The 25,599-nt window shown below is 70.2% G+C and carries 20 protein-coding genes; 13 read left to right on the top strand and 7 right to left on the bottom strand.

Annotation, left to right across the window (positions count from 1 at the left end; all coding sequences use genetic code 11):
- Positions 1 to 303: 303 nt before the first annotated feature.
- The 5 genes from pgaA to AC07O4_RS25570 all read left to right on the top strand — a co-directional run bounded on the left by pgaA (position 304) and on the right by AC07O4_RS25570 (position 7,664).
- Positions 304 to 2,838 (top strand): poly-beta-1,6 N-acetyl-D-glucosamine export porin PgaA, encoded by a 2,535-nt coding sequence (gene pgaA, locus AC07O4_RS25590; RefSeq protein ID WP_495305999.1) that lies wholly within the window; start codon positions 304 to 306, stop codon positions 2,836 to 2,838.
- A gap of 8 nt (positions 2,839 to 2,846) precedes the next feature.
- The gene (gene pgaB, locus AC07O4_RS25585; RefSeq protein ID WP_495305998.1) at positions 2,847 to 4,913 is read left to right on the top strand and encodes a poly-beta-1,6-N-acetyl-D-glucosamine N-deacetylase PgaB; all 2,067 of its coding nucleotides are present in this window, start codon (positions 2,847 to 2,849) and stop codon (positions 4,911 to 4,913) included.
- Positions 4,910 to 6,190, top strand: coding sequence for a poly-beta-1,6-N-acetyl-D-glucosamine synthase (pgaC, locus tag AC07O4_RS25580; protein WP_495305997.1), 1,281 nt, complete (start codon positions 4,910 to 4,912; stop codon positions 6,188 to 6,190). Before pgaB ends, pgaC begins: the two co-directional genes overlap by 4 nt.
- Positions 6,180 to 6,746: a poly-beta-1,6-N-acetyl-D-glucosamine biosynthesis protein PgaD gene (locus tag AC07O4_RS25575; protein ID WP_495305996.1), complete on the top strand. Its 567-nt coding sequence runs from the start codon at positions 6,180 to 6,182 to the stop codon at positions 6,744 to 6,746. Before pgaC ends, AC07O4_RS25575 begins: the two co-directional genes overlap by 11 nt.
- Before the next feature lie 120 nt (positions 6,747 to 6,866).
- Positions 6,867 to 7,664 carry an SDR family oxidoreductase gene (locus AC07O4_RS25570; protein WP_307582778.1) on the top strand — a complete coding sequence of 266 codons (798 nt, stop codon included), beginning with the start codon at positions 6,867 to 6,869 and terminating at the stop codon, positions 7,662 to 7,664.
- A gap of 308 nt (positions 7,665 to 7,972) precedes the next feature.
- Here AC07O4_RS25570 and AC07O4_RS25565 read toward each other — a convergent pair whose 3' ends face one another.
- Positions 7,973 to 8,881 (bottom strand): LysR family transcriptional regulator, encoded by a 909-nt coding sequence (locus AC07O4_RS25565; protein ID WP_495274435.1) that lies wholly within the window; start codon positions 8,879 to 8,881, stop codon positions 7,973 to 7,975.
- Between the two features lie 89 nt (positions 8,882 to 8,970).
- Between AC07O4_RS25565 and AC07O4_RS25560 the strand changes: the two genes are divergently transcribed.
- Positions 8,971 to 9,981, top strand: coding sequence for a zinc-binding alcohol dehydrogenase family protein (locus AC07O4_RS25560; protein ID WP_495305995.1), 1,011 nt, complete (start codon positions 8,971 to 8,973; stop codon positions 9,979 to 9,981).
- Between the two features lie 19 nt (positions 9,982 to 10,000).
- The gene (locus AC07O4_RS25555; RefSeq protein ID WP_495305994.1) at positions 10,001 to 10,600 is read left to right on the top strand and encodes a GNAT family N-acetyltransferase; all 600 of its coding nucleotides are present in this window, start codon (positions 10,001 to 10,003) and stop codon (positions 10,598 to 10,600) included.
- Here AC07O4_RS25555 and AC07O4_RS25550 read toward each other — a convergent pair.
- From AC07O4_RS25550 to AC07O4_RS25540, 3 genes are read right to left on the bottom strand one after another with little or no spacing between them, the layout of a single operon-like run.
- Positions 10,592 to 11,305: a sulfite exporter TauE/SafE family protein gene (locus AC07O4_RS25550; RefSeq protein WP_062480617.1), complete on the bottom strand. Its 714-nt coding sequence runs from the start codon at positions 11,303 to 11,305 to the stop codon at positions 10,592 to 10,594. The two genes, AC07O4_RS25555 and AC07O4_RS25550, sit on opposite strands and share 9 nt — an antisense overlap.
- The gene (locus AC07O4_RS25545; RefSeq protein WP_495305993.1) at positions 11,302 to 12,714 is read right to left on the bottom strand and encodes an amidohydrolase family protein; all 1,413 of its coding nucleotides are present in this window, start codon (positions 12,712 to 12,714) and stop codon (positions 11,302 to 11,304) included. The genes AC07O4_RS25550 and AC07O4_RS25545 overlap by 4 nt, the downstream gene beginning before the upstream one ends.
- Before the next feature lie 38 nt (positions 12,715 to 12,752).
- Complete coding sequence (locus AC07O4_RS25540) at positions 12,753 to 14,129, bottom strand: uracil-xanthine permease family protein (protein ID WP_095949475.1); 1,377 nt, start codon at positions 14,127 to 14,129, stop codon at positions 12,753 to 12,755.
- A 147-nt stretch (positions 14,130 to 14,276) separates the two neighbouring features.
- On the opposite strand from AC07O4_RS25540, the gene AC07O4_RS25535 reads away from it, so the two are divergent.
- On the top strand, positions 14,277 to 15,317 hold the full coding sequence (locus tag AC07O4_RS25535) for a LacI family DNA-binding transcriptional regulator (RefSeq protein ID WP_495305992.1): 1,041 nt from the start codon (positions 14,277 to 14,279) through the stop codon (positions 15,315 to 15,317).
- A gap of 7 nt (positions 15,318 to 15,324) precedes the next feature.
- On the opposite strand, the gene AC07O4_RS25530 is transcribed toward AC07O4_RS25535, so the two are convergent.
- Positions 15,325 to 16,683: a PQQ-dependent sugar dehydrogenase gene (locus AC07O4_RS25530; protein ID WP_495305991.1), complete on the bottom strand. Its 1,359-nt coding sequence runs from the start codon at positions 16,681 to 16,683 to the stop codon at positions 15,325 to 15,327.
- A gap of 130 nt (positions 16,684 to 16,813) precedes the next feature.
- Between AC07O4_RS25530 and AC07O4_RS25525 the strand changes: the two genes are divergently transcribed.
- The 5 genes from AC07O4_RS25525 (at position 16,814) to AC07O4_RS25505 (ending at position 23,263) form a co-directional block, all read left to right on the top strand.
- Positions 16,814 to 17,587 (top strand): alanyl-tRNA editing protein, encoded by a 774-nt coding sequence (locus AC07O4_RS25525; RefSeq protein ID WP_495305990.1) that lies wholly within the window; start codon positions 16,814 to 16,816, stop codon positions 17,585 to 17,587.
- A gap of 61 nt (positions 17,588 to 17,648) precedes the next feature.
- Positions 17,649 to 19,877, top strand: coding sequence for a protein-disulfide reductase DsbD family protein (locus tag AC07O4_RS25520; protein WP_495305989.1), 2,229 nt, complete (start codon positions 17,649 to 17,651; stop codon positions 19,875 to 19,877).
- A gap of 126 nt (positions 19,878 to 20,003) precedes the next feature.
- Entirely contained in the window at positions 20,004 to 20,696 is a 693-nt protein-coding gene (locus AC07O4_RS25515) for a redoxin domain-containing protein (protein ID WP_174250269.1), read from the top strand.
- A 126-nt stretch (positions 20,697 to 20,822) separates the two neighbouring features.
- The gene (locus AC07O4_RS25510) at positions 20,823 to 22,130 is read left to right on the top strand and encodes an MFS transporter (RefSeq protein ID WP_492687294.1); all 1,308 of its coding nucleotides are present in this window, start codon (positions 20,823 to 20,825) and stop codon (positions 22,128 to 22,130) included.
- A gap of 152 nt (positions 22,131 to 22,282) precedes the next feature.
- Entirely contained in the window at positions 22,283 to 23,263 is a 981-nt protein-coding gene (locus AC07O4_RS25505; protein ID WP_095743481.1) for an AraC-like ligand-binding domain-containing protein, read from the top strand.
- Between the two features lie 10 nt (positions 23,264 to 23,273).
- Here AC07O4_RS25505 and AC07O4_RS25500 read toward each other — a convergent pair whose 3' ends face one another.
- Together AC07O4_RS25500 and AC07O4_RS25495 are read right to left on the bottom strand one after the other, a co-directional pair.
- Positions 23,274 to 24,572 (bottom strand): hypothetical protein, encoded by a 1,299-nt coding sequence (locus AC07O4_RS25500; protein ID WP_495305988.1) that lies wholly within the window; start codon positions 24,570 to 24,572, stop codon positions 23,274 to 23,276.
- A 4-nt stretch (positions 24,573 to 24,576) separates the two neighbouring features.
- Positions 24,577 to 25,566, bottom strand: coding sequence for a Bug family tripartite tricarboxylate transporter substrate binding protein (locus tag AC07O4_RS25495; protein ID WP_495305987.1), 990 nt, complete (start codon positions 25,564 to 25,566; stop codon positions 24,577 to 24,579).
- Positions 25,567 to 25,599 lie beyond the last annotated feature (33 nt).

The following is a 25,599-nucleotide window of genomic DNA, read 5'->3' as shown; positions in this document are numbered from 1 at the left end:
GGGGCCATGGGCGGCGCATGGGGCAACACTTGCATACAACTTGCCAACATCGGATGAATTGATCGCGAATCTGTTCACGATTAGTTCTCATCTTTCCCGATGTTCGGTCCTATTGTTTACAAATTGACCTAGAGTCCCTTTTCACGAACTTTCCGCCACGGCTTGTCACGGCCCAGGAGAGTTCACGCAAAAGGGAGTAGCGTGTCCATCCATCCACAAAAAAATGGAGGCACCGTCGTTGCCGGGCGCAAAGTCGCGCCCTTCAAGGCATTGCCTCACCATCTCGCACGAGCCGTGCGGGGTTTGCCGCCGATCGTGTGCGTGCTGGTCTTCGGAAGCAGCACCGCGTACGCGGAATCCACTGTCGCGCCCTCGCCGGCCGCCCCCCTGGGCAGCGCGCTGGCGTATGACGCCTCGCAGCACGACGCCCTCATCGTCGCGCGCCGCGCCGGCCGCATCGCGCCGGCCCAAGCCCTGCAGCAGCTGCGTCAATGGCTGGCGGCGCCCCTGGCCGATGACCAGCGCCGCCGCGTAGCGTCCGACGCCATCGCGATCGCGGTGGCCGACGGCCAGTTCGCCGACGCGGTGGCCGTGGGCCGCCAGGTGCCGCCGGGCGAGCTGGGCGATTACGCGCTCGGCCCGCTGGCCGGCGCCGCGCGGCGCACGGGCGACATCGCCCTGCAAGGCGACACCGTCAAGGTCTGGCGCGCGCGCCAGCCGGCGGCCCGCGAACCGCGCATCCACGAAGCCTTCTGGCGACTGGCCAGCGGCGACACGGCGGGCGCGCAGACGATCTATCGGGCCCTGGCACAACCCGCGCCCACCGCCGTGGCCGACCGCGTCGCGCTGCTCGACCTGCGCGCCGCGCTGGCGCGCGCCCAGGGCCAACCCTTCCAGGCACTCACGGCCTACGGCGAGATCACCGCGCTGCAGCCCGCGCGCCGCGATGCACAACGCGACGCCGACTTCCTGCTGGCCGAGTACGGCGGCGCCACCGCTGCGTTCGAAGACGCGCAGGCGGCCGAACGCAAGCAGCCGGGCAGCCTCGCGCCGCTGACGCTCGCGCTGCTCGAACAGCAGGCGCTGGCGCAGCAGCTGCGTTGGGCCGTGAAGGCGCGCGACCAGCGCCTGGGCGCGGCGCGCGTCACCGACCTCGACCAGGTGCTGGCCGCCCAGAGCGCCGCGCTGGCCCGCGTCGACGCCGCGCTCGCGCAGCCCGCCCCGCCCGACGCCGACACCTGGCGCACGCTGCGCATGCGGCTGCAGTCCGACCGCATGGCGGCGCTGCTGGAGCGTGGCCGTCCCGCCGACACCATCGCGCTGTACGACAGCCTGCGTGCCGACGGCACCGCGCTGCCGCCCTACGCGCTGGGCACCGCCGCCCGCGCGCTGGCGCAGGAGCGCCGCTCGGCCGACGCCGTGCCGCTGTTCGAAAAGGCCGTCGTTGATCTGCCGATGCCCGACAGCCTGCATTTCGGCCTGGTCTACGCCTACCTGGACACCGGCCGCTTCGACGAGGCCGAGGCGCTGCTCCAGCGCATCGAAAGCGCCACGCCCGTGCTGATGCGGCTGGCGCCGGAAGCCGGCCGTCCCAACGACCAGTTCTCCGAAGTGAGCGGCCTGGGCGCATTGCTGCAGCTGTACGGCGACCGTCCGAAGATCGCGCAGCCGCGCTTCGACACGCTCACGCAGGAAGCCCCGCTCAACGCGGGCTACGCCTACGGCGCCGCGCTCACCGAGCGGCTGCGCGAGCACCCCGAGGCGGCCGTGGCGCGCTTCGAGGCGCTGAGCGCCGACCACCCCGACGACCTGAGCGTGCGCACCGGCCATGTCGAGGCGCTGCTCGACGCCGACGAGTTCCGCGCCGCGCGGCTGCGCGCCGAGGCACTCGAGGCCGACGCGCCCGACGCCGCCGAGGTGCGCGAGATGGCGCGCAAGCGCCGCTCGCTGGTCGGCCCGCAGCTCGAGGTCGATGCCGAAGGTTCGCGCGGCGGCGGCACGCTGGCCAGCCGCGAATGGCGCGTCGACAGCCGGCTCAGCTCCGGCCTCATCGGCGATGCGTGGCGCGTGTTCTATGCGCAGACGCTGGGCCGCGGCTACACCTCCGAAGGCACGGCCCAGTGGGCGCGCGGCGGCCTCGGCGCGAGCTGGCAGCAAGGCCGCTGGCTGGCCGAAGGCGTGCTGCAGCATGCGAACAGCGGGCGCTACCGCAACAGCGTGGCCGGCCGCTTCGACTACCGCGCCAGCGACGCCTGGCGCCTGTCGGCCACCTACGACGGCGACAGCAAGGAGCTGCCCTGGAAGGCCCGCGCCGTGCCCTTCGGCGTGCAGGCCATCGGCGCGCGCGAGTTCGGCGCCAGCGCGGCCTACGTCGTCAACGAATCGCGCCGCTTCGACCTGCAATGGCGCCGGCTCGACTTCAGCGACGGCAACCTGCGCGACGGCCTCGACTTCGGCTGGCGTGAGCGCTGGGTCAGCACGCCGCGCTTCCAGATCGAGACGCGACTGGGCGTCGATGCCAGCCGCAGCCGCCTGCAGGACGTGCGCTACTTCAGCCCCTCGCGCGATGCCAGCGCGCAGCTGTCGGTGCGCGGCCAGTGGCTCACCTGGAAAAGCGACGACCGCCAGTTCTTCCAGGTGCTGGAGCTCGGCGGCGGCAGCTACCAGCAGGCCGGCTTCGGCAGCGGCCCGCTGTGGAACGTGCGCTACGAGCACCGCTGGGCCCTGGGCCAGAAGCTCACGCTGCGCTATGGCCTGACCTACGGCAGCCATCCCTACGACGGCGTGCGCGAGAAACAGCGCGGCGTGTTCCTGAACCTTTCGATGCCCCTGCAGTGATGTCCGTGATGCAAGCCCCCACCTTCTTCCTCCGGCTGCGCGCGGCCCTGCTCGGGCTGCTGCTGGCGGCGGCGTTGCCTGCGCTGGCGGCGCCGGTGCTGCCCGCCGATCCCGACAACGGCGTCGACTTCCGCGTGATCTCGTTCCACGACGTGCGCCCCAACGTGCGCGCCAGCTTCGAGACCTCGCCCGACGAAACCGCCACCGACGAGCGCACGCTCGCCGAAGTGTTCGCCTGGCTGCGGCACAGCGGCTACCACCCGGTCAGCCTGCAGCAGATCATCGATGCGCGCAGCGGCGGCAAGCCGTTGCCGTCGCAGCCCGTGCTGCTGACCTTCGATGACGGCTACCGCAGTGCCTACACGCACGTGTTCCCGCTGCTCCAGCGCTTCAACTACCCCGCGCTGTTCGCGCTGGTGACGAGCTGGCTCGAGGTGCCTGAAGGCCAGCCCGTGCACTGGGGCGACAAGCCCGCGCCGCGCGAGAACTTCCTGCTGTGGCGCGAAGCCGCCGAGATGGCGCGCTCGCCGCTGGTCGAGTTCGCGAGCCACACCGACGCGATGCACACCGGCATCCAGGCCAACCCGCAGGGCAACATGCTGCCCGCCGCGGCCACGCACCGCTACGACCCGAAGACCGGCCGCTACGAAGACGACGCCGCCTACCTGCGCCGCATCGAGACCGACCTGCGCCGCAGCCGCGAGCTCATCGAGAAGCGCACCGGCGCCAAGGTGCGCGCCACCGTGTGGCCCTACGGCGCCTACAACACGCCCGCGCTGGAAGCCTCGGCGCGCGTGGGCATGCCGATCACGTTCACGCTCGACGACGGCGCGAACACGAAGGAGATTCCGCTCACGCGCATCCGCCGCGCGCTGGCCGCCTACGACAACGAGGCGCCCGACTACGTGCAGATGCTGCGCAGCCCGGTGGGCGGCGAGGTGCGCCCGATCAACCGCGTGATGCACGTCGACCTGGACTACGTGTACGACGCCGACCCGGCCCAGCAGGAGCGCAACCTCTCGGCGCTGATCGAGCGCGTCGCCGCCGTGCGCCCGCGCTCGGTGTTCCTGCAGGCCTATGCCGACCCCGACGGCGACGGCGTGGCCGACGCGCTGTACTTTCCCAACCGCCACCTGCCGATGCGCGCCGACCTGTTCGCCCGCGCCGCCTGGCAGTTGCGCAGCCGCACGGGCGTGAAGGTCTACGCGTGGATGCCCGTCACCGCCTACCGGCTGCCGGCGTCGAACCCGCTGGCCACGCACACGGTGCGCACGCTCAAGGGCGACGCGCCGGCCGACCGCTACCACCGGCTCTCGCCCTTCGACCCGGCCGTGCGCACGCTGGTCGGCGACCTGTACGAAGACCTGGGCCGCCACACCTTCTTCGAAGGCCTGCTGTTCCACGACGACGCCATGCTCTCGGACGACGAGGACGCCAGCCCCGCCGCGCTCGACACCTACCGCCGCTGGGGCCTGCCGGCCGACGTGGCCGCGCTGCGCGCCGACCCCGCGCTCATGGCCCGCTGGACCGCCGCCAAGACCCGCCACCTGATCGACTTCACGCACGAGCTCGCGGCGCGCGTGGGCACCTGGCGCCCTGCCCTGGAAACGGCGCGCAACCTCTACGCGCGGCCGGTGCTCGAACCCGCGGCCGAGCAATGGTTTGCCCAAAACTATGAAGCCTCGCTTGCCGCCTACGACTACGTCGGCCTGATGGCCATGCCGCGCATGGAGCAGGAGGCCCGCACCCCGGCCGACAGCGACGCCTGGCTGGGCCGCCTGGCGCAGCGCGCGGCCGCCACGCCGCACGGCCTGGACCGCACCGTGTTCGAGCTGCAGGCGCGCGACTGGCGCACCGGGAAACCCGTGGCCGACGCCGAGCTCACGCGCCAGTGGACCCTGCTGCAGCGTGCCGGCGTGCGCCACCTGGGCTACTACCCCGACGACTTCCTGAACAACCAGCCCTCGCTGGAGACCGTGCGCCGCGCGATCTCGGTGCGTTCGCTGCTGTCGCGCGCCCCCCGGCGCAACCACGACGCCGCCACGCTGCCGCCTGAAGGAGGGAAGCCCCGATGAACACGCTCCAGATGCTGGTGGACCTGATTCCACCGGTGCTCTTCGGCTTCGTCTTCTACTACCCGTTCTTCATGGCGTGGGTGTGGATCGCGGGCGGCCTCTCGCACGCGTGGTCGTTCGAGCGCAAGCGCGACGTCGAGGTCGACCCGCTGCCGCTGCTGCCCTCGCAGCCGCTCGTGACCGTCGTGGTTCCCTGCTTCAACGAGGCGCCGCACCTGCGCGAAGTGATCGAGCAGCTCATGCGCACGCACTACCCGAACTACGAGGTGATCGCCGTCAACGACGGCAGCACCGACGGCACCGGCGAGCTGCTCGACGAGATGACGCAGGAGTTCAGCCGCCTGCGCGTGATCCACAACGCCAGCAACCAGGGCAAGGCCGTGGGCCTGAACACCGCCTGCCAGCTGGCGCGCGGCGAGTACATCCTGGGCATCGACGGCGACGCGCTGGTCGACCCCAACGCCATCGCCTGGATGCTCAAGCGCATGCTGGCCTCGGATCGCATCGGCGCCGTCACCGGCAACCCGCGCATCCGCACGCGCACCACGCTGCTGGGGCGCATGCAGGTGGGCGAGTTCTCGTCGATCATCGGCCTCATCAAGCGCTCGCAGCAGCTCATCGGCACGCTGTTCACGGTGTCGGGCGTGCTGGCCATGTTCCGCCGCCGCGCCGTGCTCGAGGTGGGCTTCTGGAGCCCCGACGTGCTCACCGAGGACATCGACATGAGCTGGAAGCTCCAGCTCGCCGGCTGGCGCCTGCGCTTCGAGCCGCGCGCGCTGTGCTGGATCCTCATGCCCGAGACCCTGCGCGGCCTGTGGAAGCAGCGCCTGCGCTGGGCCGTCGGCGGCATCCAGACCATGCTGCGCATCACGCCGTCCATCCTGCGCCTGCGCAGCTGGCGCCTGTGGCTCATCTACAGCGAGTACATGGTGAGCGTGGTGTGGGCCTATGCGATGGCGCTGGTGCTGCTGATCAGCTTCATCCGCCCCTTCCTGCCGCACGAGTCGGCCTGGCATTCGGCGCTCCTGCCGCACTGGCAGGGCACGCTGCTGGCCATGACCTGCATCCTGCAGATGCTGCTGAGCCTGTGGATCGACCGTCGCTACGACCGCGACCTCATGCGCTATTTCGCCGGAACGATCTGGTACCCGATCGCGTTCTGGACGATCACGATGGCCACGACGGTGGTCGCCCTTCCCAACGCTCTGATGCGTCGTCGCGGCAAGCGCGCGGTGTGGACGAGCCCTGACCGAGGAGTTTCTTCCGATGCATCCTGAGAACCCGCTCTCTTCGCCGGCGCTGCACGAAGCCCCGCCGCCCCGCACCCGTTCGTGGGGCCAACCCGCGGTGGACGAACCCATCATCGACGCCGCGCGCATTCCATTGCACGCCTTCGGCAATGGCCGTTCGCCGGCGCGCACCCTGGCCATGTACCTGTGGCTGCGCGTGGTGCGCCCCGCGATCACCGTCGCGATCTGGTTCTGCGCCATCTGGTACGCCTGGCCCTACGTGATGGGCGCGCGCTCCCAGCCCGAGGTGCTTCAGCTGCTTGGCCTGTACGCCATCGTCATCGGCGTGATCCTCGCCTCGATGCTGGTCATGGGCCCGCTGCGCCGACGCCAGCACCGCAGCGAGACGCCGCCGGAGAAGGAACAGTCGTCGCTGTTCGCGCTGGCGTCGTACATCGAAGTCGCGCCCGCGCGCCTGTCGACCTGGCAGCGCACGCGCCAGCTGCTGGCGCACCACGATCACCACGGCCAGCTGCGCGACGCCACCGACACCGCGCCGGCCGCGCTGGAAGAAGAAGCACCAGCGAAGCGCCGCAAGGCCTGACGCGCGCAGGGCAACCGACGCGGCCTTTCGGCCGCGTCGCTGCAGGGGTTTCGGGGCGGTGATTCAATCGCGCGGCGGCAGCGCCGCAGACAGATTCATCTTCTTCCAAGGACCCCCGACATGGACCTCCAGCTCCAGGACCAGCACGTTCTCATCACCGGCGGCAGCAAGGGCATCGGCCTGGCCTGCGCGCTGGGCTTCCTGCGCGAAGGCGCGCGCGTGAGCCTGGTCTCGCGCGACCTGCAGAATCTGCAGCAGGGCCAGCAGTCGCTGATCGCCGCGTTCCCGCAAGCCGAAGGCCGCGTCAGCCTGCACGCCGCCGACCTCAAGAACCCCGCCAGTGCCGTCGCCGCCCTCGACGCCGCCGAACAGGCCTTCGGCCCCGTCGACGTGCTCGTCAATTCGGCAGGCGCCGCGCGCCGCACCCCACCCGACGAACTCACGCCCGCTGCGTGGCACGACGCGATGGACGCCAAGTACTTCACCTACATCCACATGATCGACCCGGTCGTGAAGCGCATGGGCCAGCGCGGCCGCGGCGCCATCGTCAACGTCATCGGCCAGGGCGGCAAGGTCGCCAGCCCCGTGCACATGGCCGGTGGTGCCGCCAACGCCGCGCTCATGCTCGTGAGCGCCGGCATGGCCGCCGCCTACGCCGCGAAGGGCGTGCGCGTGAACGCCGTGAACCCCGGCCTCACGCTGACCGCGCGGTTGCAGGAGGGGATGAAGGCTGACGCGAAACTGCAGGGCATCGATACCGACGAAGCGCTGGAGCGCGCCACCGCACGCCTGCCGCTGGGCCGCATCGCGACGCCCGAGGAAGTCGCCAACACCGTGCTCTTCCTGGCGTCGCCGAAGGCAAGCTATGTGACAGGCGCGATCGTGGCGATGGATGGCGCAGTAACACCGATGATCTGACAAGGGACAGCAGGGGGGAGCGAACGCAGTGATGCGATCCCCCAGGCCGAGCGAAGCGATGGCCCGAGTGCTCCCCCTCCCCTCTGGCCGCGCCGAGGAGCGCAGCGTTTCGCGGATCAGGGCTCGCCCTTGTTTGAGCGAAGCGAGTTTGGGCGAGACCCCGCGAAACGCGAGCACCGCAGGTTGCCCGCAGCGAAGCGGAGGGACGCGGACAGTGGGGTCGCCTTTTCTTTGCTTACTTTCTTTTGGCGAAGCAAAAGAAAGTGAGTCGCCCGCCGGGGCGAGACCCGGCCAGCAGCCTCAAGAAATCACCCCACAGCCAACAACCCCTCGAACTTCAACGCCAGGAAATCCACAAACCCCCGAACCCGAGCCGGCACAAACCGCCCACTAGGCAACAGCGCATGCAACGGATAAGGCTCCGTCTCCCAGTCAGGCAACAGCCGCACAAGACGACCTTCCCGAATGTCATTACGCACATCCAAAGCGGACTTCAGCGAAATCCCATACCCCGCCACAGTCCACTCCCGCGCCAGCGAAGCATCATCCACACTCCGATCCCCATTCACCCGCACCTCCGTCCACTGCCCCAACTGCGCAAACCGCCACACCCGGTGCCGTCGCCCACTGCGGTTGAACGTCAGGCAGTTGTGCTGCAGCAGATCCTGCGGAACCCGAGGCACAGGATGCCGACGCAGATAGTCCGGTGAAGCCGTCAGCACCGGATTCGTCAGCGCAAACGCCCGCGCCACCAGCCGCGAATCGGCCAGCGCCCCGTAGCGCAGCGCCACATCCACCTCGTCGCGCATCACGTCCAGCGGCCGGTCCCCGACAGACAGCGACAACTGCACCCCCGGATGCAGCGCCAGGAACTCGTCGAACCACGGCAGCAAGGTGCTGCGCGTGAGGTCCGACGGCGAGGCCACCCGCAAGGTGCCGACAAGTTCGCCACGATCCGCAGTGACCAGCGACTCCCCCTCATCCAGCAGCTCAAAAGCACGCACCGCATAGTCGAGCAGCGTCTGCCCCTGCGGCGTGAGGCGCATCGCCCGCGTCGACCGCTCGAACAGCCGCGCCCCCAACTGCGCCTCCAGCCGCTTCAAGGTCGCACTCGCCGCGGCGGGCGTGATCCCCAGCGCATGCCCCGCCGCCGTCAACGTGCCGCCACGCGCCGTCTGCACGAGCACCTGCAGGTCCGATATATTTTCAATCTTCATTTGAAAGTGTTGTTGATTCAGGCCACCTTATCAAAAATCCTTTGTCATCCTACAGTCCAGCCATCGTTCCAGAAAGAAGGTCTCTTCCCATGAAAGCCGTCGGCTACCACCAGCCCCTCCCCATCGACCACCCCGAATCGCTGCAGGACATCGAGCTCCCCGCCCCCGTGCCCGGCGCGCGCGACCTGCTGGTGCGCGTGAAGGCCGTGTCGGTCAACCCGGTCGACACCAAGGTCCGCAAGAACGCTGCCCCCGAGGCCGGCCAGGCCAAGGTGCTGGGCTGGGACGCGGTCGGCACCGTCGAAGCCATCGGCAGCGACGTGCAAAGCTTCAAGGTCGGCGACCGCGTCTACTACGCCGGCTCCATCATTCGCCCCGGCGCCAATTCGGAGCTGCACGCGGTCGACGAGCGCATCGCCGCCCTCGCCCCGAAGAGCCTCGACAACGCGCAAGCCGCCGCCTTGCCGCTGACCACCATCACCGCCTACGAACTGCTGTTCGACCGCCTCCAAGTGCCCAAGGATGGCGGCGAAGGCCAGACGCTGCTGATCACCGGCGGTGCCGGCGGTGTGGGCTCCATCCTCATCCAGCTCGCGCGCCAGCTCACGAAGCTGCGCGTGGTCGCCACCGCCTCGCGCGCCGAAACGCGCGCATGGTGCCTGGCCCTGGGCGCGCACGTCGTCATCGACCATTCGAAGCCGCTCGCCGCCGAACTGAAGGCCGCCGGCATCGACGAGGTCGACATGGTCGCCAGCCTCACGCAGACCGACCAGCACTACGCGCAGCTCATCGAAAGCCTCAAGCCCCAGGGCCAGCTCGCGGTGATCGACGACATGAAGGTGCTCGACGCGATGCCGCTGAAGACCAAGTGCATCTCACTGCACTGGGAAATGATGTTCACGCGCTCGCGCTTCACCACGCCCGACATCGCCGAGCAAGGCAAGCTGCTGGCCGAGGTGGCCGCGCTGGTCGACGCGGGCCGCATCCGCACCACGGCGAATGCGAGCTTCGGCACCATCAACGCCGCGAACCTGCGCAAGGCGCACGCGCTCATCGAGAGCGGCAAGGCGCAGGGCAAGGTGGTGCTGGCCGGGTTCTGATCTGCGCACAATCGGTCGCATGACCGAAGAAAGCACACCCACCCCGCCCCACCTCATCGAATTCGACACCCCGCGCCTGCGGGTGCGCCAATGGCGCGAGAGCGATCTCGCGCCATTTTTCGAACTGGCCTGCGACCCGCAGGTGATGGAATTCTTGCTGCCCTTGCCCACGCGCGCCGAGAGCGACGCAGCGGCCCACCGTGCCCGCGCGCTCATCGCGCAGAAGGGCTGGGGGTTCTGGGCTGTCGAGCGCAAGGACACGCGCGAGTTCATCGGCTTCACCGGCCTGAACGTGCCGATGGCCGCGCTGCCTTTCTCGCCCTGCGTGGAGATCGGCTGGCGCCTGTCGCGCGCCAGCTGGGGCCAGGGCTTCGCGACCGAGGCCGCGCGCGGCGCGCTGCAGGTCGGCTTCGAACGGCTCGGGCTCGACGAGATCGTGGCGTTCACCGCCAACGGCAACCTGCGCTCGGCCGCCGTGATGGCGCGCCTGGGCATGCACGAGGACGTGGCCGGCGCCTTCGAGCATCCGGCGGTGCCCGAAGGCGATGCGCTGCGCGGCCACCGGCTGTTTCGCATCGACCGCGCGGCATGGCAGGCCGCGCAGCGCGCCTCAGAATGAATGCAGCAGCAGGGCGGCGCCCGACACGATCGCAAAGACCTGCACGAAGATGCGCAGCACGCGGCCGTTGATGCGGCGATGCACCACGCGGCTGAGCACCGCGCCCACGACGAGCGCAGGCAACAGCAGGGCCGCGGCATAAAGCTGTGAGCCGTCGATGCGCCCCGCCGCCATCAGCGTGGCCAGCGACACCAGCTCGCCGACCAGGAAGCACAGCGCAATGGTCGAGCGCATGGTGGGCGCCGGCTGGTGCTGATAGACCAGCGCCAGCGGCGGCCCGCCGATGCCGGTCGCGGTTTCGGTGACGCCGGTCACGAGCCCCGCCGCCACGAAGGCGGTGCGGCCCGGCGAGAACGCCGGCATCATCAACGTGACCAGCGCCGCCGCGATGGTCGAGGCGCCGACGAACAGCGACAGGTGGCTCGCGCTGAGCGCCGCCAGCACCCACAGGCCGCCGACGGTGCCGAGCAGGCGCCCGCCGGTGATCCAGCTGGCGCCGGTGCGGTCGATGGCGCCGCGCTCGCGCCACATCACGTAGAAGTTCAGCGGCAGCATCAGCACCAGCACGCACACCGGCAGCAGGTCGGGGCGAACGATGCCGATCACCGGCGCGGCGATGAGCGCAAAGCCGACGCCGGTCGCGCCCTGCACGAAGGCGGCGAACAGCACGGCGAGCGAGACGAGGACGAGGTGCTGCGCGCTCACTGCGAGTGCCGCTCCGAGGCCAGGCGGCGGTGCGCGGCTGCCGGGGGATGCAGGCGCAGGATGGGCGCGCGGTCCATGGCCGCGTGGGCGACGCGCGCCAGCTGATGCTGCAGCGCGCGCGCATCCCAGTCGGGCGGCCAGCCTTCCCACAGGCGCAGGCGTCCGTCGACGAACACGGCCACGATCTGATCGCGGTTGCCCAGGCGCACGAGGTCCCACGTGAGGTCGACCGAGGTGCACATCTCGGGCGTGTCGACATCGACGATGAGGAAGTCGGCCGCCTTGCCCACGGCGATCTCGCCCGTGAGGTGGCCCAGGCCCACGGCGCGCGCGCCTTCGTGCGTGGCGTGGTCGAACCAGGTCCAGCCGCCGCCACTCGACGCATCGCCGATGGCCATGCCGAAGGCCAGCTTCTGCGCGGCCTCGGCCGCGTCCATCAGGCGGAAGGCGTCGCTGCGCGTGGCGTCGGTGCCCAGGCCGAAGCGGATGCCCAGCGCGGCCATCAGGTTCGCTGGTGCCACGGCGTTGCCCTTCCACTGGCTGGCGACGGGGTTGTAGCTCACGGCGGTGTCGGTGTCGCGCAGCACCATGAGTTCCGAAGGCGTGACCAGCGTGCCGTGCGCGATGAGCACCTGCGGGCCGAGCGCGCCCAGGTGCGCCAGCAGCTCCAGCGGCCGCTTGCCGCGCTGCACGACCGAGCGCTCGACCGAGGCCAGGTGTTCGTTGACGTGCGTCTGGAATACCGTGCGCGCCTCGGCGCACAGGGCCGACACGGCGACCAGCATCTCGTCGGACGCCGCCTCGGGCACCGAGATGGCGAGCGAGGGATGCACCAGCTCCGCACCCGACCACTGCTGCAGGAACTGCGCGGCATGCGACTGGATCGCCTGCCGGTCGGCGGCGCTGCTGTCGTTGCCGCCGTCGTTGCAGATCAGGCCCAGCACGCAGCGCAGCCCGGCCTCCTGCACGGCGGCGGCCACGGCGCCGATGTCGCCCGGCGCGCGCGTGCCCGCGTCGCACACGGTGGTGAAGCCGCCGCGCAGCGATTCGAGCGCCGCGAGCTTGGAGGCCATGTAGACGAACTCGTCGTCCAGGCTCGACTCGAGCGGCACCCACACGCGGCGGAAGATTTCCGACGGCTCGCCATAGGCCAGCGACTTGCCGAAGGACTGCGTGAGGTGGTGGTGCGCGTCGATCATGCCCGGCATCAGCAGCTTGCCGGGCAGGTGCAGCGGCGTGAGCTGCGGGTGGCGGGCGATGAGCGCGTCGGCGGGGCCGACCTCGCGGAAACGGCCGCCTTCGATGCGCACGGCATGGCCGGTGGCGGGGCCGTCGCGCAGCATCAGGTGGTCGGGAACGAGCAGCAGCTCGTCGGCCGCGAAGTGCGCGGCATCGAGTTCAGGAGACATGGTCAAAGGAGAGAACGGGAAAAGAATTGGAGAGGCGCTCATTGCGGCGCCGGTGCGATGGCCGGGCTGTCGGCCGGCACGCGGTTGAACACCAGGTTGAGCACCACCGCGGTGAGCGAGCCCATGGCCAGGCCGTTGCCCAGCACCAGCTGCAGCGTGTCGGGAAAGCGGCTGTACAGGCCCGGCACGACGATGGGCAGCAGGCCCATGGTCAGCGCGCCGGCCAGCACGAACATGTTGCCGCGCTCGTGCAGGTCGACCTTGCGCAGCATGTCGATGCCCATGGTGCCGATGATCGCGAACACCACCATCGCGGTGCCGCCAACCACCGCCGAAGGAATGGCACTGGCCAGCCGGCCCAGCGGCGCCGACAGCGCGATGAGGATCAGGATCACGCCGGCCGCGGCCGTCACGTAGCGCGAGCGCACGTTGGTGGCGCGCACGATGCCGATGTTCTCGCCGCTGGTGATGATCATCGAGGTGCCGAAGAGGCCCCCCGCCAGCGACACCAGCGCGTCGCCGCGGATGGTGCGCGGCACCACGTCGCGCGCATCGATCTTGCGGCCCACCACCTCGGCCACGGCCACGGTCTGCCCCGTGGCCTCGACCATCGAGATGATGCTGAAAATGAGCAGCGGCACGGCCGCCACCAGGTCGAAGCGCGGCATGCCGAAGGGCAGCAGCGTCGGCGCGCTCCAGAAGGGGCCGGCCGCCACGCTGCTGAAATCCATCAGCCCGCAGGCCGCGGCCAGCACCGTGCCGGCCAGCAGGCCCAGCAGCACCGCGAGCTGGCCGAGCGTGCCCTTGAACACGCGCGCGAACAGCACCGTGAAGCCGATGGTCGCCAGCGCCAGCCCGATGTTCACCGGGTCGGCAAAGGTGGACGTGCCGGCCTTGCCCGCGATGATGCCGCCGTACACCTTCACGAGGTTGATCGACACCAGCAGCAGCAAGGTGCCGATGACGATCTTCGGAAAGTAGCGCAGGCAGCGCGCGAACACCGGCAGCACCAGGAAGTAGAAGAGCGCCGTGAGGATCACCGCGCCCGAGGCTGTCTGCAGGTCGCGCTGCTGGGCGATGGTCACGAACATCACGATGGGCGCGCCGCCCGGCACCATCACGAAGGGCAGCCGCGCGCCGAACTTCCACGGCCCGAACGACTGCAGCAAGGTGCCCACGCCGCACAGCAAAAAGGTGGCGCTGATCAGGTTGACCGTGAGCGCGGACTCCAGCCCCAGCGCCTTGGCCACGAGGAACACCGAGGTGATCGGCACAGCCGCCATCACCAGCACGTGCTGCAGGCCGAACAGCAGCAGTTGCGACAGGGGCAGCACCGCATCGACCGGGGCGATGGCGGAAGGCGCGCCGACAGGCACGACCGGGGGCACAGCAGAGGCATCGGGCACACGGGACATCATGGAATCCTTGAACCGGGACCGCGCCCAAATCGATTTGGGCGCACTGGCAAAAAAAGCCGCCGAAGCGGGTGAAGTACATTCCGTGGCATGGCGCCCCAAAACGATTTGGGAATTGAATCACCGCTTTTCGAAAAGGTCAACGGGATGAGCACCAATCCATCGCCGCGGGCAAACATCAAGGACGTGGCACGCGAAGCGGGCGTGTCGCCGACCACCGTGTCGCACGCGCTCAACGCCCGGGGCCAGGTCGACGCGGAAACGCGCGCGCGCGTCGAGCAGGCGGCGCTGAAGCTGGGCTACCGGCCCAACCGCAATGCGCAGCGGCTGCGCACGGGCGAGGCGCACATGATCGTGCTGCTGTCGTCGATGCCCTTCGCGGTGGCCGGTGGCCCGTCGCGCCTGGGCTTCCTGATGGAGGTGGCGGCCGTGGCGGCCGCCGCGGCCCTGGACCGCCGCCTGGCGCTGGTGCTGGCGCCGCCGATGGAAACCGGGCGCGTGCCCATGGAACTGCTCGACGTGGACGGCGCGCTGGTCATCGAGCCTTCGGCGGGCGACCCCAACCTGGCGTACCTGCTGCGGCGCGGCCTGCCGGTGGTGGCCATCGGCAAGCCGGCCGAGGAAACGGCCGACGGGCCGGCGATGCCGCCCTATGTCGACATCCACTCGGGCCGGACCACGCGCCTGCTGCTCGAGCACCTGCACGACCAGGGCGCGCGCAAGGTCGCGATGATCCTCGGCTCGGCCGCGCGCAACTCCTATGTGGAAGGCCAGGCGGCCTACCAGGCCTTCGCCGCCGCGCGCGGGCAGGCACCGCTGCTCTCGCTGGTCGACGAGGCCGAGGGCGAGAACGGCGGGCGGCAGGCCGCATTGGCGCTGCTGGCGGCGCACCCCGACATCGACGCCTTCTGCGTGCCGGTCGACGCGTTCGCCTCCGGCGCGGTGACGGCCGTGCGCGAATCGGGCCGGCGCATTCCCGAGGACGTGATGGTCGCCACGCGCTACGACGGCCTGCGCGCGCGCACCTGCGTGCCGCCGCTCACGGCCGTCGACCTGCACCTGGACGAGGTGGCGCAGCAGGCGATTGCGCTGCTGTTCGACCACCTGCGCGGCGACACGAGCCGGCGCCGCGTCGACGGGCCTGCGGCCCAGTTGGTGCCGCGGCTGTCGTCGGCACGCAGGGGCTGATCGCGTTTCAGTTGGGCTTGCTGCGCGACACGCGCCACACCGCGTTGCCCACGTCATCCGCCACCAGCAGCGCGCCGCCCTTGTCCAGTGCCACGCCGACCGGCCGGCCGTGGGCCTTTTCGTCGGCGCTCAAAAAGCCCGTGAGGACGTCGACCGGCGGCCCGCTCGGCTTGCCGCCGATGAAGGGCACGAACACCACCTTGTAGCCCGACTTGGGCTTGCGGTTCCACGAGCCGTGCTCGCCGATGAAAGCGCCGTTTGCGAACTCGGGCGGCATGCCGCGCGCGTGCGAGAACACCAGGCCCAGCGGCGCGACGTGCGCGCCCAGCGCGTAGTCGGGCGCCAGCGCCTTGGCCACGCGCTCGGGCTGTTGCGGCGTGACGCGCGCATCGACCACGCCGCCCCAGTAGCTCCAGGGCCAGCCGTAGAAGGCGCCCTCTTTCACCGAGGTGAGGTAGTCGGGCACGAGGTCGCTGCCGATCTCGTCGCGCTCGTTCACCACGGTCCACAGGACGTTGGTCTCGGGCTCCCAGCCCAGGCCGTTGGGGTTGCGCAGGCCGCTGGCGAACAGGCGTTTCTCGCCGCTCTTCGCATCGACCTCCCAGATCGCGGCGCGGCCCTCTTCGGCCGCCATGCCGTTCTCGCCGATGTTGCTGTTGGAGCCGACCGTGACGTACAACTTGCTGCCGTCGGCGCTGGCGATGACGTTCTTGGTCCAGTGGTGGTTGAGGCCGGCGGGCAGCGCCGTCACCACGGTGGGCGTGGCGCTGACCGAGGTCTGGCCCTCGGTGTAGGGCACCTTCACGAGCGCGTCGGCGTTGGCGATGAAGAGCTCGTTGCCGACCAGCGCCATGCCGTAGGGCGAGCTGAGGTTCGCCAGGAACACCTGCTTCACCTCGGCCAGGCCGTCGCCGTCGGCGTCGCGCAGCAGGGTGATGCGGTTGGCGCTGGGCACGCCCGCGCCCGCGCGGCCCATGACCTTGCCCATGACCCAGTTGCGCACCTTGGCCACCGGGCCGCCGGCGCCACTGCCTTCGGGTTTGGGCGGCTTGTTGCTCTCGGCCACCAGCACGTCGCCGTTGGGCAGCGTGTAGACCCAGCGCGGGTGGTCCAGCCCGCGCGCCAGCGCCGTCACGCGCAGGCCTTCGGCGGGGGTGGGCGCGGCGGTGTCGGTCCAGCCGACGGCGGGCGCCACGTTGACGGTGGGGATCAGCGTCTTGTTCGGATCGGCCAGCTGCGGCCGTGGGCCGGTCGTGAGCTCGGGCGCGAGCTTGGCGGTCTCGCCGCAGCCGGCGACGAGCAGCACGGCGGCCACGGCCGCGGCGGACAGGGCGAGGTGGACGGGAAGGTGCGGCGATGCGTTCATGCGGATTCCTTGCGCGGCAGGCGGCCGCAGACCGCCGGATCATGCGCAATCGCACGGCGCAGGCGTGTCGGTCGTGGGCGCTTTCCGGCGTGCGCGCACCTCCTTCGCGCATCGTCGCTACCATCGCCGCATGACCGACGACCTGTTCCGCGCCGACGCCTACCTGCGCACCTGTGAAGCCCGCATCCTGCGCATCGACGACACCGGCATCGTGCTGGACCGCACCGTGTTCTATCCGCTGGGCGGTGGGCAGGCCGGCGATGCCGGCGTGCTGGTGCTCGCCGACGGCCGCGAAATCGCCATCATCGACACCCGCAAGGCCAAGGACGCCGAGGGCCAGCCGACCGCCGAATTCGTCCACGTGCCCGCGCCCGACCAGGCCGATCTGCTGGCCGCGCTGGCGCCCGGCGACACCGTCACCGCCCGCCTCGACTGGGAGCGCCGCCACCGGCTGATGCGCTTTCACACCGCCAGCCACCTGCTGTGCCACCTCGTGCCGGTGCCGGTGAACGGCTGCTCGATCACGCCCGAGTACGCGCGCATCGACTTCCACATCACCGACCCGCTCGACAAGGAAACGCTCACCGCGGGCCTCGCCAGGCTGGTCGAGGCCGCCCACCCGCTGACCGTGGGCGCCATCAGCGACGCCGAGCTCGACGCCAACCCCGCGCTGGTCAAGAGCATGAGCGTGCAGCCGCCGCGCGGCACGGGCACGGTGCGCACCATCCGCATCGGCGGCACGGGCGAAGACGGCGGCACGCCGTCGATCGACTTCCAGCCCTGCGGCGGCACGCACGTGGCCAACACGGCGGAAATCGGCGCCATGGTCGTCACCAAGATCGAGAAGAAGAGCGCGACCACCCGGCGCGTGGTCCTGGGCTGGCCCGCGGCCTCCGCAGCCTGAGCCTCGGGAAAGACCCGGCCCCCAGGAACTTCGCCCCGCCCTCTGGCTCCGACTGACCGGCATGACCTTTTCGCGCATCTCTTTCGCTACTTTTCTGATAGCTACCGCCGCAGCTTGCATGCCGGCTGCGGCCCAGCTGGCCCCGAAGACCGGGGCCGTGGTCACCACCCCACACGTGCGCGCCGAACTGGTCGCCCATGCACCCCAGGGCGTGGCGCCCGGCGCGCCGGTCTGGGTCGGGCTGCAGATCACCCACCAGCCCGAGTGGCACACCTACTGGAAGAACGCCGGCGACTCGGGCCTTCCGACGGAACTGAAGTGGACGCTGCCCGCCGGCGTCTCGACCGGCGAGATCGCCTGGCCAGTGCCCAAGAAGATCCCGGTCGGCACGCTCGCCAACTACGGCTACGAGAACACCGTGCTGCTGCCGGTGCCGCTCGAGGTCTCCACGCTCTACAAGCCCGACGTGGCGCTCACCGGCGGCTCGCCGGCCATGGACATCAAGCTGCAGGCCTCCTGGCTGGTCTGCCGCAAGGAATGCATTCCTGAAGAGGGCGAATTCACGCTCTCGCTGCCCACGCGCGGCTCGACCGCGCTGAACAAGGCAGCCTTCGACACCGCGCAGGCCGCGCAGCCGCAGCCGCTGGGCGCGCCCGGCACCATCGCCGTCGAGGGCCAGCAGTTGAAGGTGCGCCTCGAAGGCCTGCCCGCCGCCGTGCGCGGCAAGACGCTCGAGTTCTTCCCCGAAACGCCCGAGGTGATCCGCACCGCCGCAGTCTCCGGCAAGGACTGGACGCAGGCCTGGGACGGCGCGACCTGGACCGCCACCGTGCCGCTGGCCGATCAGCGCAGCGAAAGCCCCACCGCCATGCCCGTGGTGGTGGCGCTGGCCGAGGCCGACCGCCAGACCGGCCAGCCCGTGGCCTGGCGCGCCGAGGCGCCGGTGTCGGGCACCTGGCCCGCCGCCACCGCCGCACCGCGCGCCGCCGAGGTGTCGCCCGCGCTGCAGGCGGCGCTGGCCGCCAACGCGGCCCAGGCGGCGGCCCCTGCTGCCGCTGCGCAGGCCCAGCCCGCCGGCACATTCATGGTCGCCCTGCTCGGCGCGCTGCTCGGCGGCCTGCTGCTCAACCTGATGCCCTGCGTGTTCCCGATCCTCGCGATCAAGGTGCTGGGCTTCGCGCGCCAGGCGGGCAACGCCAGCGCGCACCGCAAGGCCGGGCTGGCCTACACGGGCGGCGTGATGCTGTCGTTCCTCGCGCTGGGCGGCGCCATGCTGGCGCTGCGCGCGGCCGGCGCGCAGCTCGGCTGGGGCTTCCAGCTGCAGTCGCCCGGCGTGGTGGCGGCGCTGGCGGCGCTCTTCACCTTGCTCGGACTGAACCTGGCCGGCGTGTTCGAGTTCGGCCGCGCCGCGCCGCAGTCGGTGTGCAGCGCGCAGGCCAAGCATCCGCTGGCCAACGACTTCCTTTCCGGCGTGCTCGCCGTGGTGATCGCCTCGCCCTGCACCGCCCCGTTCATGGGCGCCTCGCTGGGCTTTGCCATCGGCCTGCCGGCGGCCCAGGCGCTGCTGCTGTTCGCCGCACTGGGCCTGGGCCTGGCGCTGCCCTACCTGGTGGCGGGCTTCGTGCCGGCTGTGGCGCGCCTGCTGCCCAAGCCGGGCCCGTGGATGCACACGCTGCGCCGCCTGCTCGCCTTCCCGATGTTCGCGACCGTGGCCTGGCTGGTCTGGGTGCTGGGCCAGCAAAGCGGCATCGACGGCGCGGGCACGCTGCTCGCGCTGCTGGTGTGCCTGGCCGCCGTGGTCTGGGCGCTCACGCTGACCGGACGCACGCGCGTCGTCATCGCCACCGGGATGATCGCCTTCACCGCCGTGCTGGCCGGCACCATCGGCCGCAACATCGTGCAGGTGCCCGAGCCGACAGCCAAGCTGGCTTCGGCAGCACCGAACGACGGCGAGCGCTGGCAGCCGTGGTCGGCCCAGCGCGTGAGCGACATGGCGGCCGCGGGCCGGCCGGTGTTCATCGACTTCACCGCCGCCTGGTGCGTGACCTGCCAGTACAACAAGAAGAGCACGCTGGCCGACGCCGAGGTGCTCGCCGACTTCGACACGAAGCAGGTCGCCATGCTGCGCGCCGACTGGACCCGCCGCGACCCCGCCATCACCGCCGCGCTCACCGCGCTGGGCCGCAGCGGCGTGCCGGTGTACGTGCTGCAGGCGCCGGGCAAGGCGCCCGTCGTGCTGACCGAAATCCTCAGCAAGGACGAGGTGCGCGCCGCGTTGGCAGCGCTTTGAGCGCCGATGCGGTGAATTGAAACAAGATGACAACGCCGCTGTCATGGGTTGTCACACGCACTTGAAGAAACCGTTCTAAGCTGCAGTTGTTGTTTGGAATTTTGTTTTTTGGAGTTCAAGCTGGCCATGACGCTCTCGCCCACTGTCGACTCACGCTCCCTTCGCGCCGCGCGCCAGGCGCGCGCCGCCCTCAGCCGCGCTTCCCGCCGCGCCGTCGTGGCCGCCGCCGTCGCGCTGGGCGCCACCTTCCTCATGGGCACCAACGCCTTCGCCGCGCCCGCCGTGGGCCAGCAGGCGCCCGACTTCGTGGCGGTCGACACCACCGGCGCCAAGCACAAGCTCTCCGACTTCGCGGGCAAGTTCGTGGTGCTCGAATGGACCAACCCCGGCTGCCCCTTCGTGCGCAAGCACTACGGCAGCGGCAACATGCCGGCCACGCAGAAGGCGGCCACCGACAAGGGCGTGGTCTGGCTCGCGATCAACTCCACCGAACGCGCCGCCAGCGACTACCTGAAGGCCGACGCACTCGACGCCTGGATGAAGTCGCAAAAGGCCGCGCCCACCGCCGTGCTGATGGACGAAGACGGCGTGATCGGCCAGGTCTACGGCGCGCGCACCACGCCCCACATCTTCATCATCGACCCCAAGGGCACGCTGGTGTATGCCGGCGGCATCGACAGCATCGCCTCGGCGCGCGTGGATGACATCAAGACCGCCACCAACTACGTGAACCAGGCGCTGGGCGAAGTGACCGGCGGAAAACCGGTGTCGATGGCGAGCACGCGGCCTTACGGGTGCTCGATCAAGTACAAGAGTTGATGCGTGTGCACGCGTCGCCCACTGCGCGGCGCGCTGCATTGACAGCTACCTGACTCCCCCCGTCAGGTGCAGGTCGGGAACCCCGACCTACCCTTGGGCCCACAACACCGCCCCAGGGGACACACCATGACTTCCGCGCCTGCCAACGCGCATTCCTCCTCGAAATTCGCCACCGTCCTGCGCGTGACCGGCGGCAACTTCATGGAGATGTTCGACTTCTTCCTGTTCGGCTTCTACGCCACGCAGATCTCGAAGGCCTTCTTCCCCGCCGGCAACGAGTTCGCGTCGCTGATGCTGACCTTCATGACCTTCGGCGCGGGCTTCCTGATGCGGCCGCTGGGCGCCATCTTTCTCGGTGCGTACGTCGACCGCGTGGGCCGCCGCCAGGGGCTGATCGTCACGCTCGCGCTGATGGCCGTCGGCACGCTGCTCATCGCCTGCGTGCCGAGCTACGCGACCATCGGCGTCATCGCGCCGCTGCTGGTGCTGGTCGGACGGCTGCTGCAGGGCTTCTCGGCCGGCGTGGAACTGGGCGGCGTGTCGGTGTACCTGTCGGAGATGGCCACGCCCGGCCGCAAGGGCTTCTACGTGAGCTGGCAGTCGGCCAGCCAGCAGGTGGCCATCGTTGTCGCCGCCGCGCTCGGGTACTGGCTCAACGTGACCTTCACCCCCCAGGAGATCGGCGACTTCTACTGGCGCATTCCCTTCTTCGTCGGCTGCCTGATCGTGCCGGTGCTGTTCATCATCCGCCGCTCGCTGCAGGAGACCGAGGAGTTCATGGCGCGCAAGCACCGCCCCGACGCGCGCGAGATCTTCCGCTCGATGGTGGCCAACTGGGGCCTCGTGGTCGCCGGGATGATGCTGGTGTCGATGACCACCGTGTCGTTCTACCTGATCACCGTCTACACGCCCACCTTCGGCAAGGCCGTGCTGCACCTGAGCACGACCGACGCGCTCATCGTCACGCTGTGCGTGGCCATTTCCAACTTCTTCTGGCTGCCGGTCATGGGCTCGCTGTCGGACCGCGTGGGGCGCAAGCCGCTGCTCGTGCTGTTCACCGTGCTGACCATCCTCACGGCCTACCCGTCGCTCAAGTGGCTGGTCGGCGCGCCGAGCTTCGCGCGCATGCTCGAGGTGGAGCTGTGGCTGTCGTTCCTGTACGCCAGCTACAACGGCGCGATGGTGGTGGCGCTCACCGAGGTGATGCCGGTCAGCGTGCGCACCGCGGGCTTTTCGCTGGCCTACAGCCTCGCCACGGCCCTGTTCGGCGGCTTCACGCCGGCCATTGCCACGGGCCTGATCGAGATGACCGGCGACAAGGGCGCGCCCGGCCTGTGGATGACGGCCGCCGCGGCCTGCGGGCTGGTTGCGACGCTCGTGCTGTACCGCCGCAACGTCGACCCGGCCGACGCGGGCCGCGTGCCCGTCGTCTGAGAAGGTGTGAACCGCGGGCATTGACCCAGCGCGCACCGGCCGTTGACCGGGAGCGCACCGCCCCTGCCGCCCCGGGTGGAAGTACCGATGATGGCGCGCGCCGACCTGCCTATCCTGCACCAGCGCTTCCGGCGCCCCCTGGGAACCACGGCATGAACGCACACCACTTCAGCACCCGGCTCGAACACCCGGCCGACCGGCAGGCCTGCTGGGGCCGCATCAACGAGTCGTACTTCGGCGCGCTGCGCGTGCAGTGCCTCGACCCCGGCCCGTTCGACGCACGCATGGACGCCTACGAACTCGGCCCCCTGGGCATGTTCATGATCGAGGCGCCCTCGCACCGCGTGGCGCGGCCCGACACGCACCGCGAGATCGCGCTCGACGAGCACTACAAGCTGGTGCTGCAGCTGGAAGGCCACGGCCACATCTCGCAGCGCGACCGCGAGTTCCACCTGCACCCGGGCGACTGGAGCCTGTACGACCCGCGCGTGCCCTACGCCATCACCAACCCCGAGCGCTCGCGCCTCTTGGCCATCACGATCCCGCGCCAGCAGTTCAAGGGCATGAAGATGCCCGACCTGCACACCTGCGAAGCCCACACGCCGGCCATGCAGGGGCTGTACGCGGTGCTCGGTTCGTTCCTCACCTCGCTGGCCGACCAGCTGCCGTCGCTGCCCAACGCCGTCGGCCGCTCGGTCAGCGACACCGTGCTGGGCCTGCTGGCCTCCACGCTCGCCACGCATGCCGACGAACAGTTCGGCGCGCAGCCGCTGCCGGGCGTGCTGAAGGCGCGCGTGAAGCAGTTCGTGCACGCGCACCTGGCCGACCCGGCCTTGTCGCTCGACCTCATCGCGCAGCAGCTGCGCTGCTCCAAGCGCTACCTGCACCGCGTGTTCGAGGACGAAGACCAGACGCTCGACCGCTTCATCTGGCAGATGCGCCTGGAGCGCTGCAGCGAGGCGCTGCGCCAGGCCGCGGGCGGCCGCGCCTCGGTGTCGGAGATCGCCTTCGCCTGGGGCTTCAACAGCAGCGCGCATTTCTGCCGCGTGTTCAAGGCGCAGTACGGCGTGTCGCCGCGCGAGTTCCAGCGGCGCGAGGCGCAGCGGGCGATGTCGCCGGCGCTCACACACTAGGCGACCCCCTTCAAGGGCTGCCCACGATCCCCGACACGTCCACGATGTACATCTGCCGCTGCGATTCGTGCACGGAGTCGATGCACACCTGCTGGCCGTCGCGGCGCCAGCGCGGGTGCAGGTCGCACCGGTTCTCCTTGCTCAGCGCCGGCGAGGCGTAGAAGCTGCCCAGGTCGTGGCGGCGGCCGGTGGCCATGTCGAACAGGAACAGCACCCGCTCGTGCGTGCGGGCGTCGGGGTAGGTGTCGCTCAGCAGCCAGCGCGTGTTGACCGGCGAGAAGGTCATGTGGCCGTTCTCCACCAGCACGCCGTCGCCGATCACGCGGACCTCGCCGCCCACGCGGTCGTGGTACAGGTGGTAGTGGATCTTTCCGGCGTGCGGGCCCCACACGATGATGTGCTCGTCGTCCTGCCACAGCGGGTGCGAGATCTGGTACTCCGACTTCTCGTAGTCGAAGGTGCCCACTGCCGTCGGGTCGAAATCGTCCGCCAGCTGCGGCAGCGGGTGGTCGGAGCACTCCAGCAGGCGCAGGTCGGAGCCGTCGGGGTTCATCGTGAGCAGGCGGTGCAGGAAGCAGGTCTCGTCCTCGACGCGCTCGGTCCAGCGGTGCAGGAACAGCACGCGCGACGACGACGGGTTGACCTCGATGTGGCTCACCCAGTGGATCGCCTTGTCCATCGACGCGCGCGGATGAAACTGGCGCAGGTCCTGGTAGCTCAGCAGCAGCCGCGCCGTGCCGGTGGCCAGGTCGGTCGCGTGGATGCCGTCGTCGGCCGGTGCCAGCGGCAGCTCGAACGGCCCGCCAGCTTCGCTGTAGCCGATGGTGCGGTGCGTGATGTACAGGCGCCGGTAGTCCACGCTCAAGGCCCAGCGGCTGTCGGGCGCCACCACGTAGATCGGCAACGGCAGCAGGCGCTTGGCGCCGGTGTCGACATCGAGCACCGTGGCACCGAAGCCGGGGTAGAACGCATCGGCATCGCCGGTGCGGCTGTTGTAGACCAGCTGGCGGCCCGGCGCGCCGTCGAGCCACTGCAGCTGGCTGCCCATCTGCCAGTTCCATGCGGTGGTGTCGCCCACCGCATGGAAGCGGTCGTTGTCCTGCAGGTCGAAGTAGCCGATGCGTGCTGCCGCCGCCGGCGTGAGTTCGGCGTCCATCCAGGGCACCTGCTGCGCCAGCAGGTAGCGCCCGCTGCGGTCCCAGGCGCTCTTGTTGTAGTAGCCGAAGAAATGGTGCTGCGCGCCATCGCCCACGCGGCGGCAGGGTGCCGGCGCCAGGCGAGGTTGTTCAAGAAGTGGGTTCGACGACATGGGCTCACTCCGCGGCAATGCGGCCTTGCTGGATCACCTTGTCCCAGCGCAGCTTCTCGGCGGCGATGAAGCGCGTCGCGGCGTCGCGCGTGTTCGCCACCGGCGTCATGCCCTGCTCCGACAGGCCCTGGCGGAACTCCGGCGCGGCGACGATCTTGCGGATGTCGGCATTGAGCTTGTCGGCGATGGCATCGGGCACCTTGGCGCTCACCGCCACCGTGGTCCACGAGGTGGCCTCGAAGGCCGGAAAGCCCGACTCGATCGCGGTCGGCACCTCGGGCAGCGCCGGCAGGCGGGTCTTGCCGGTCACGGCCAGCGCCTTGAGCTTGCCGCCGCGGATGTGGGCCAGCGTGGTCGGCGGGTTCTCGAACATCAGCTGGATCTGCCCCGCCAGCAGGTCGTTCAGCGCGGCCGTGCTGCCCTTGTAGGGCACGTGCACGATCGGCGCGTTGGCCGTGAGCTTGAACAGCTCGCCGATCATGTGCACCGACGAGCCCACACCGGCCGAGCCGAAGTTGATGGTGTTCGGCTGCTTGCGCGCCAGCGCCACCAGTTGCTTCAGGTCGTTGGCGGGCAGCGCGGGATTGGCGACCACGACGTGCGGCATCTCGGCCAGCACCGTGACCACCTTCAGGTCGGTCGCGGGGTCGTAGCTCAGCTTCTTGAACACGCCGTAGGTCGCGTGCAGCCCGATCGAGCCGAGCAGCAGCGTGTAGCCGTCGGCCGGTGCATCGGCCACGAACTTGCCGCCGATGTGCCCGCCGGCGCCGGGCTTGTTGTCGACCACCACCGACTGCTTGTACAGCTTGCCCAGCCGGTCGGCCAGCATGCGGGCCTGCACGTCGGAGCTGCCGCCGGCGGTGAAGGGCACCACGAGCCGGATCATCCGGTCGGGATAGGCCTGCGGCTGCGATGCCTGCGACGTCGAAGCGACGCCCAGGGCCAGTGCGAGAAGGCCGAGGCCGGCGACCCTGCGGGGCCATTGCTGTGTCATGCGTCTTCCTTGCTGTGCGCCGCGACGGCGCGA

The sequence above is a fragment of the Variovorax sp. GW821-FHT09D04 genome (assembly GCF_059416405.1).
Note: the sequence above shows the minus strand (reverse complement) of the source record. Positions and strands in the feature narration are given on the sequence as shown.

Excerpts from the sequence above, each read along its gene's own strand:
- AC07O4_RS25525 (WP_495305990.1), top strand. The coding sequence starts at position 16,814 with ATGACCGACGACCTGTTCCGCGCCGACGCCTACCTGCGCACCTGTGAA.
- pgaC (WP_495305997.1), top strand. The coding sequence starts at position 4,910 with ATGAACACGCTCCAGATGCTGGTGGACCTGATTCCACCGGTGCTCTTC.
- AC07O4_RS25555 (WP_495305994.1), top strand. The coding sequence starts at position 10,001 with ATGACCGAAGAAAGCACACCCACCCCGCCCCACCTCATCGAATTCGAC.
- AC07O4_RS25520 (WP_495305989.1), top strand. The coding sequence starts at position 17,649 with ATGACCTTTTCGCGCATCTCTTTCGCTACTTTTCTGATAGCTACCGCC.
- pgaB (WP_495305998.1), top strand. The coding sequence starts at position 2,847 with ATGCAAGCCCCCACCTTCTTCCTCCGGCTGCGCGCGGCCCTGCTCGGG.
- AC07O4_RS25510 (WP_492687294.1), top strand. The coding sequence starts at position 20,823 with ATGACTTCCGCGCCTGCCAACGCGCATTCCTCCTCGAAATTCGCCACC.
- AC07O4_RS25545 (WP_495305993.1), bottom strand. The coding sequence starts at position 12,714 with ATGTCTCCTGAACTCGATGCCGCGCACTTCGCGGCCGACGAGCTGCTG.
- AC07O4_RS25540 (WP_095949475.1), bottom strand. The coding sequence starts at position 14,129 with ATGTCCCGTGTGCCCGATGCCTCTGCTGTGCCCCCGGTCGTGCCTGTC.
- AC07O4_RS25565 (WP_495274435.1), bottom strand. The coding sequence starts at position 8,881 with ATGAAGATTGAAAATATATCGGACCTGCAGGTGCTCGTGCAGACGGCG.
- AC07O4_RS25570 (WP_307582778.1), top strand. The coding sequence starts at position 6,867 with ATGGACCTCCAGCTCCAGGACCAGCACGTTCTCATCACCGGCGGCAGC.
- AC07O4_RS25505 (WP_095743481.1), top strand. The coding sequence starts at position 22,283 with ATGAACGCACACCACTTCAGCACCCGGCTCGAACACCCGGCCGACCGG.
- AC07O4_RS25535 (WP_495305992.1), top strand. The coding sequence starts at position 14,277 with ATGAGCACCAATCCATCGCCGCGGGCAAACATCAAGGACGTGGCACGC.
- AC07O4_RS25495 (WP_495305987.1), bottom strand. The coding sequence starts at position 25,566 with ATGACACAGCAATGGCCCCGCAGGGTCGCCGGCCTCGGCCTTCTCGCA.
- AC07O4_RS25500 (WP_495305988.1), bottom strand. The coding sequence starts at position 24,572 with ATGTCGTCGAACCCACTTCTTGAACAACCTCGCCTGGCGCCGGCACCC.
- AC07O4_RS25560 (WP_495305995.1), top strand. The coding sequence starts at position 8,971 with ATGAAAGCCGTCGGCTACCACCAGCCCCTCCCCATCGACCACCCCGAA.
- AC07O4_RS25530 (WP_495305991.1), bottom strand. The coding sequence starts at position 16,683 with ATGAACGCATCGCCGCACCTTCCCGTCCACCTCGCCCTGTCCGCCGCG.
- AC07O4_RS25575 (WP_495305996.1), top strand. The coding sequence starts at position 6,180 with ATGCATCCTGAGAACCCGCTCTCTTCGCCGGCGCTGCACGAAGCCCCG.
- AC07O4_RS25515 (WP_174250269.1), top strand. The coding sequence starts at position 20,004 with ATGACGCTCTCGCCCACTGTCGACTCACGCTCCCTTCGCGCCGCGCGC.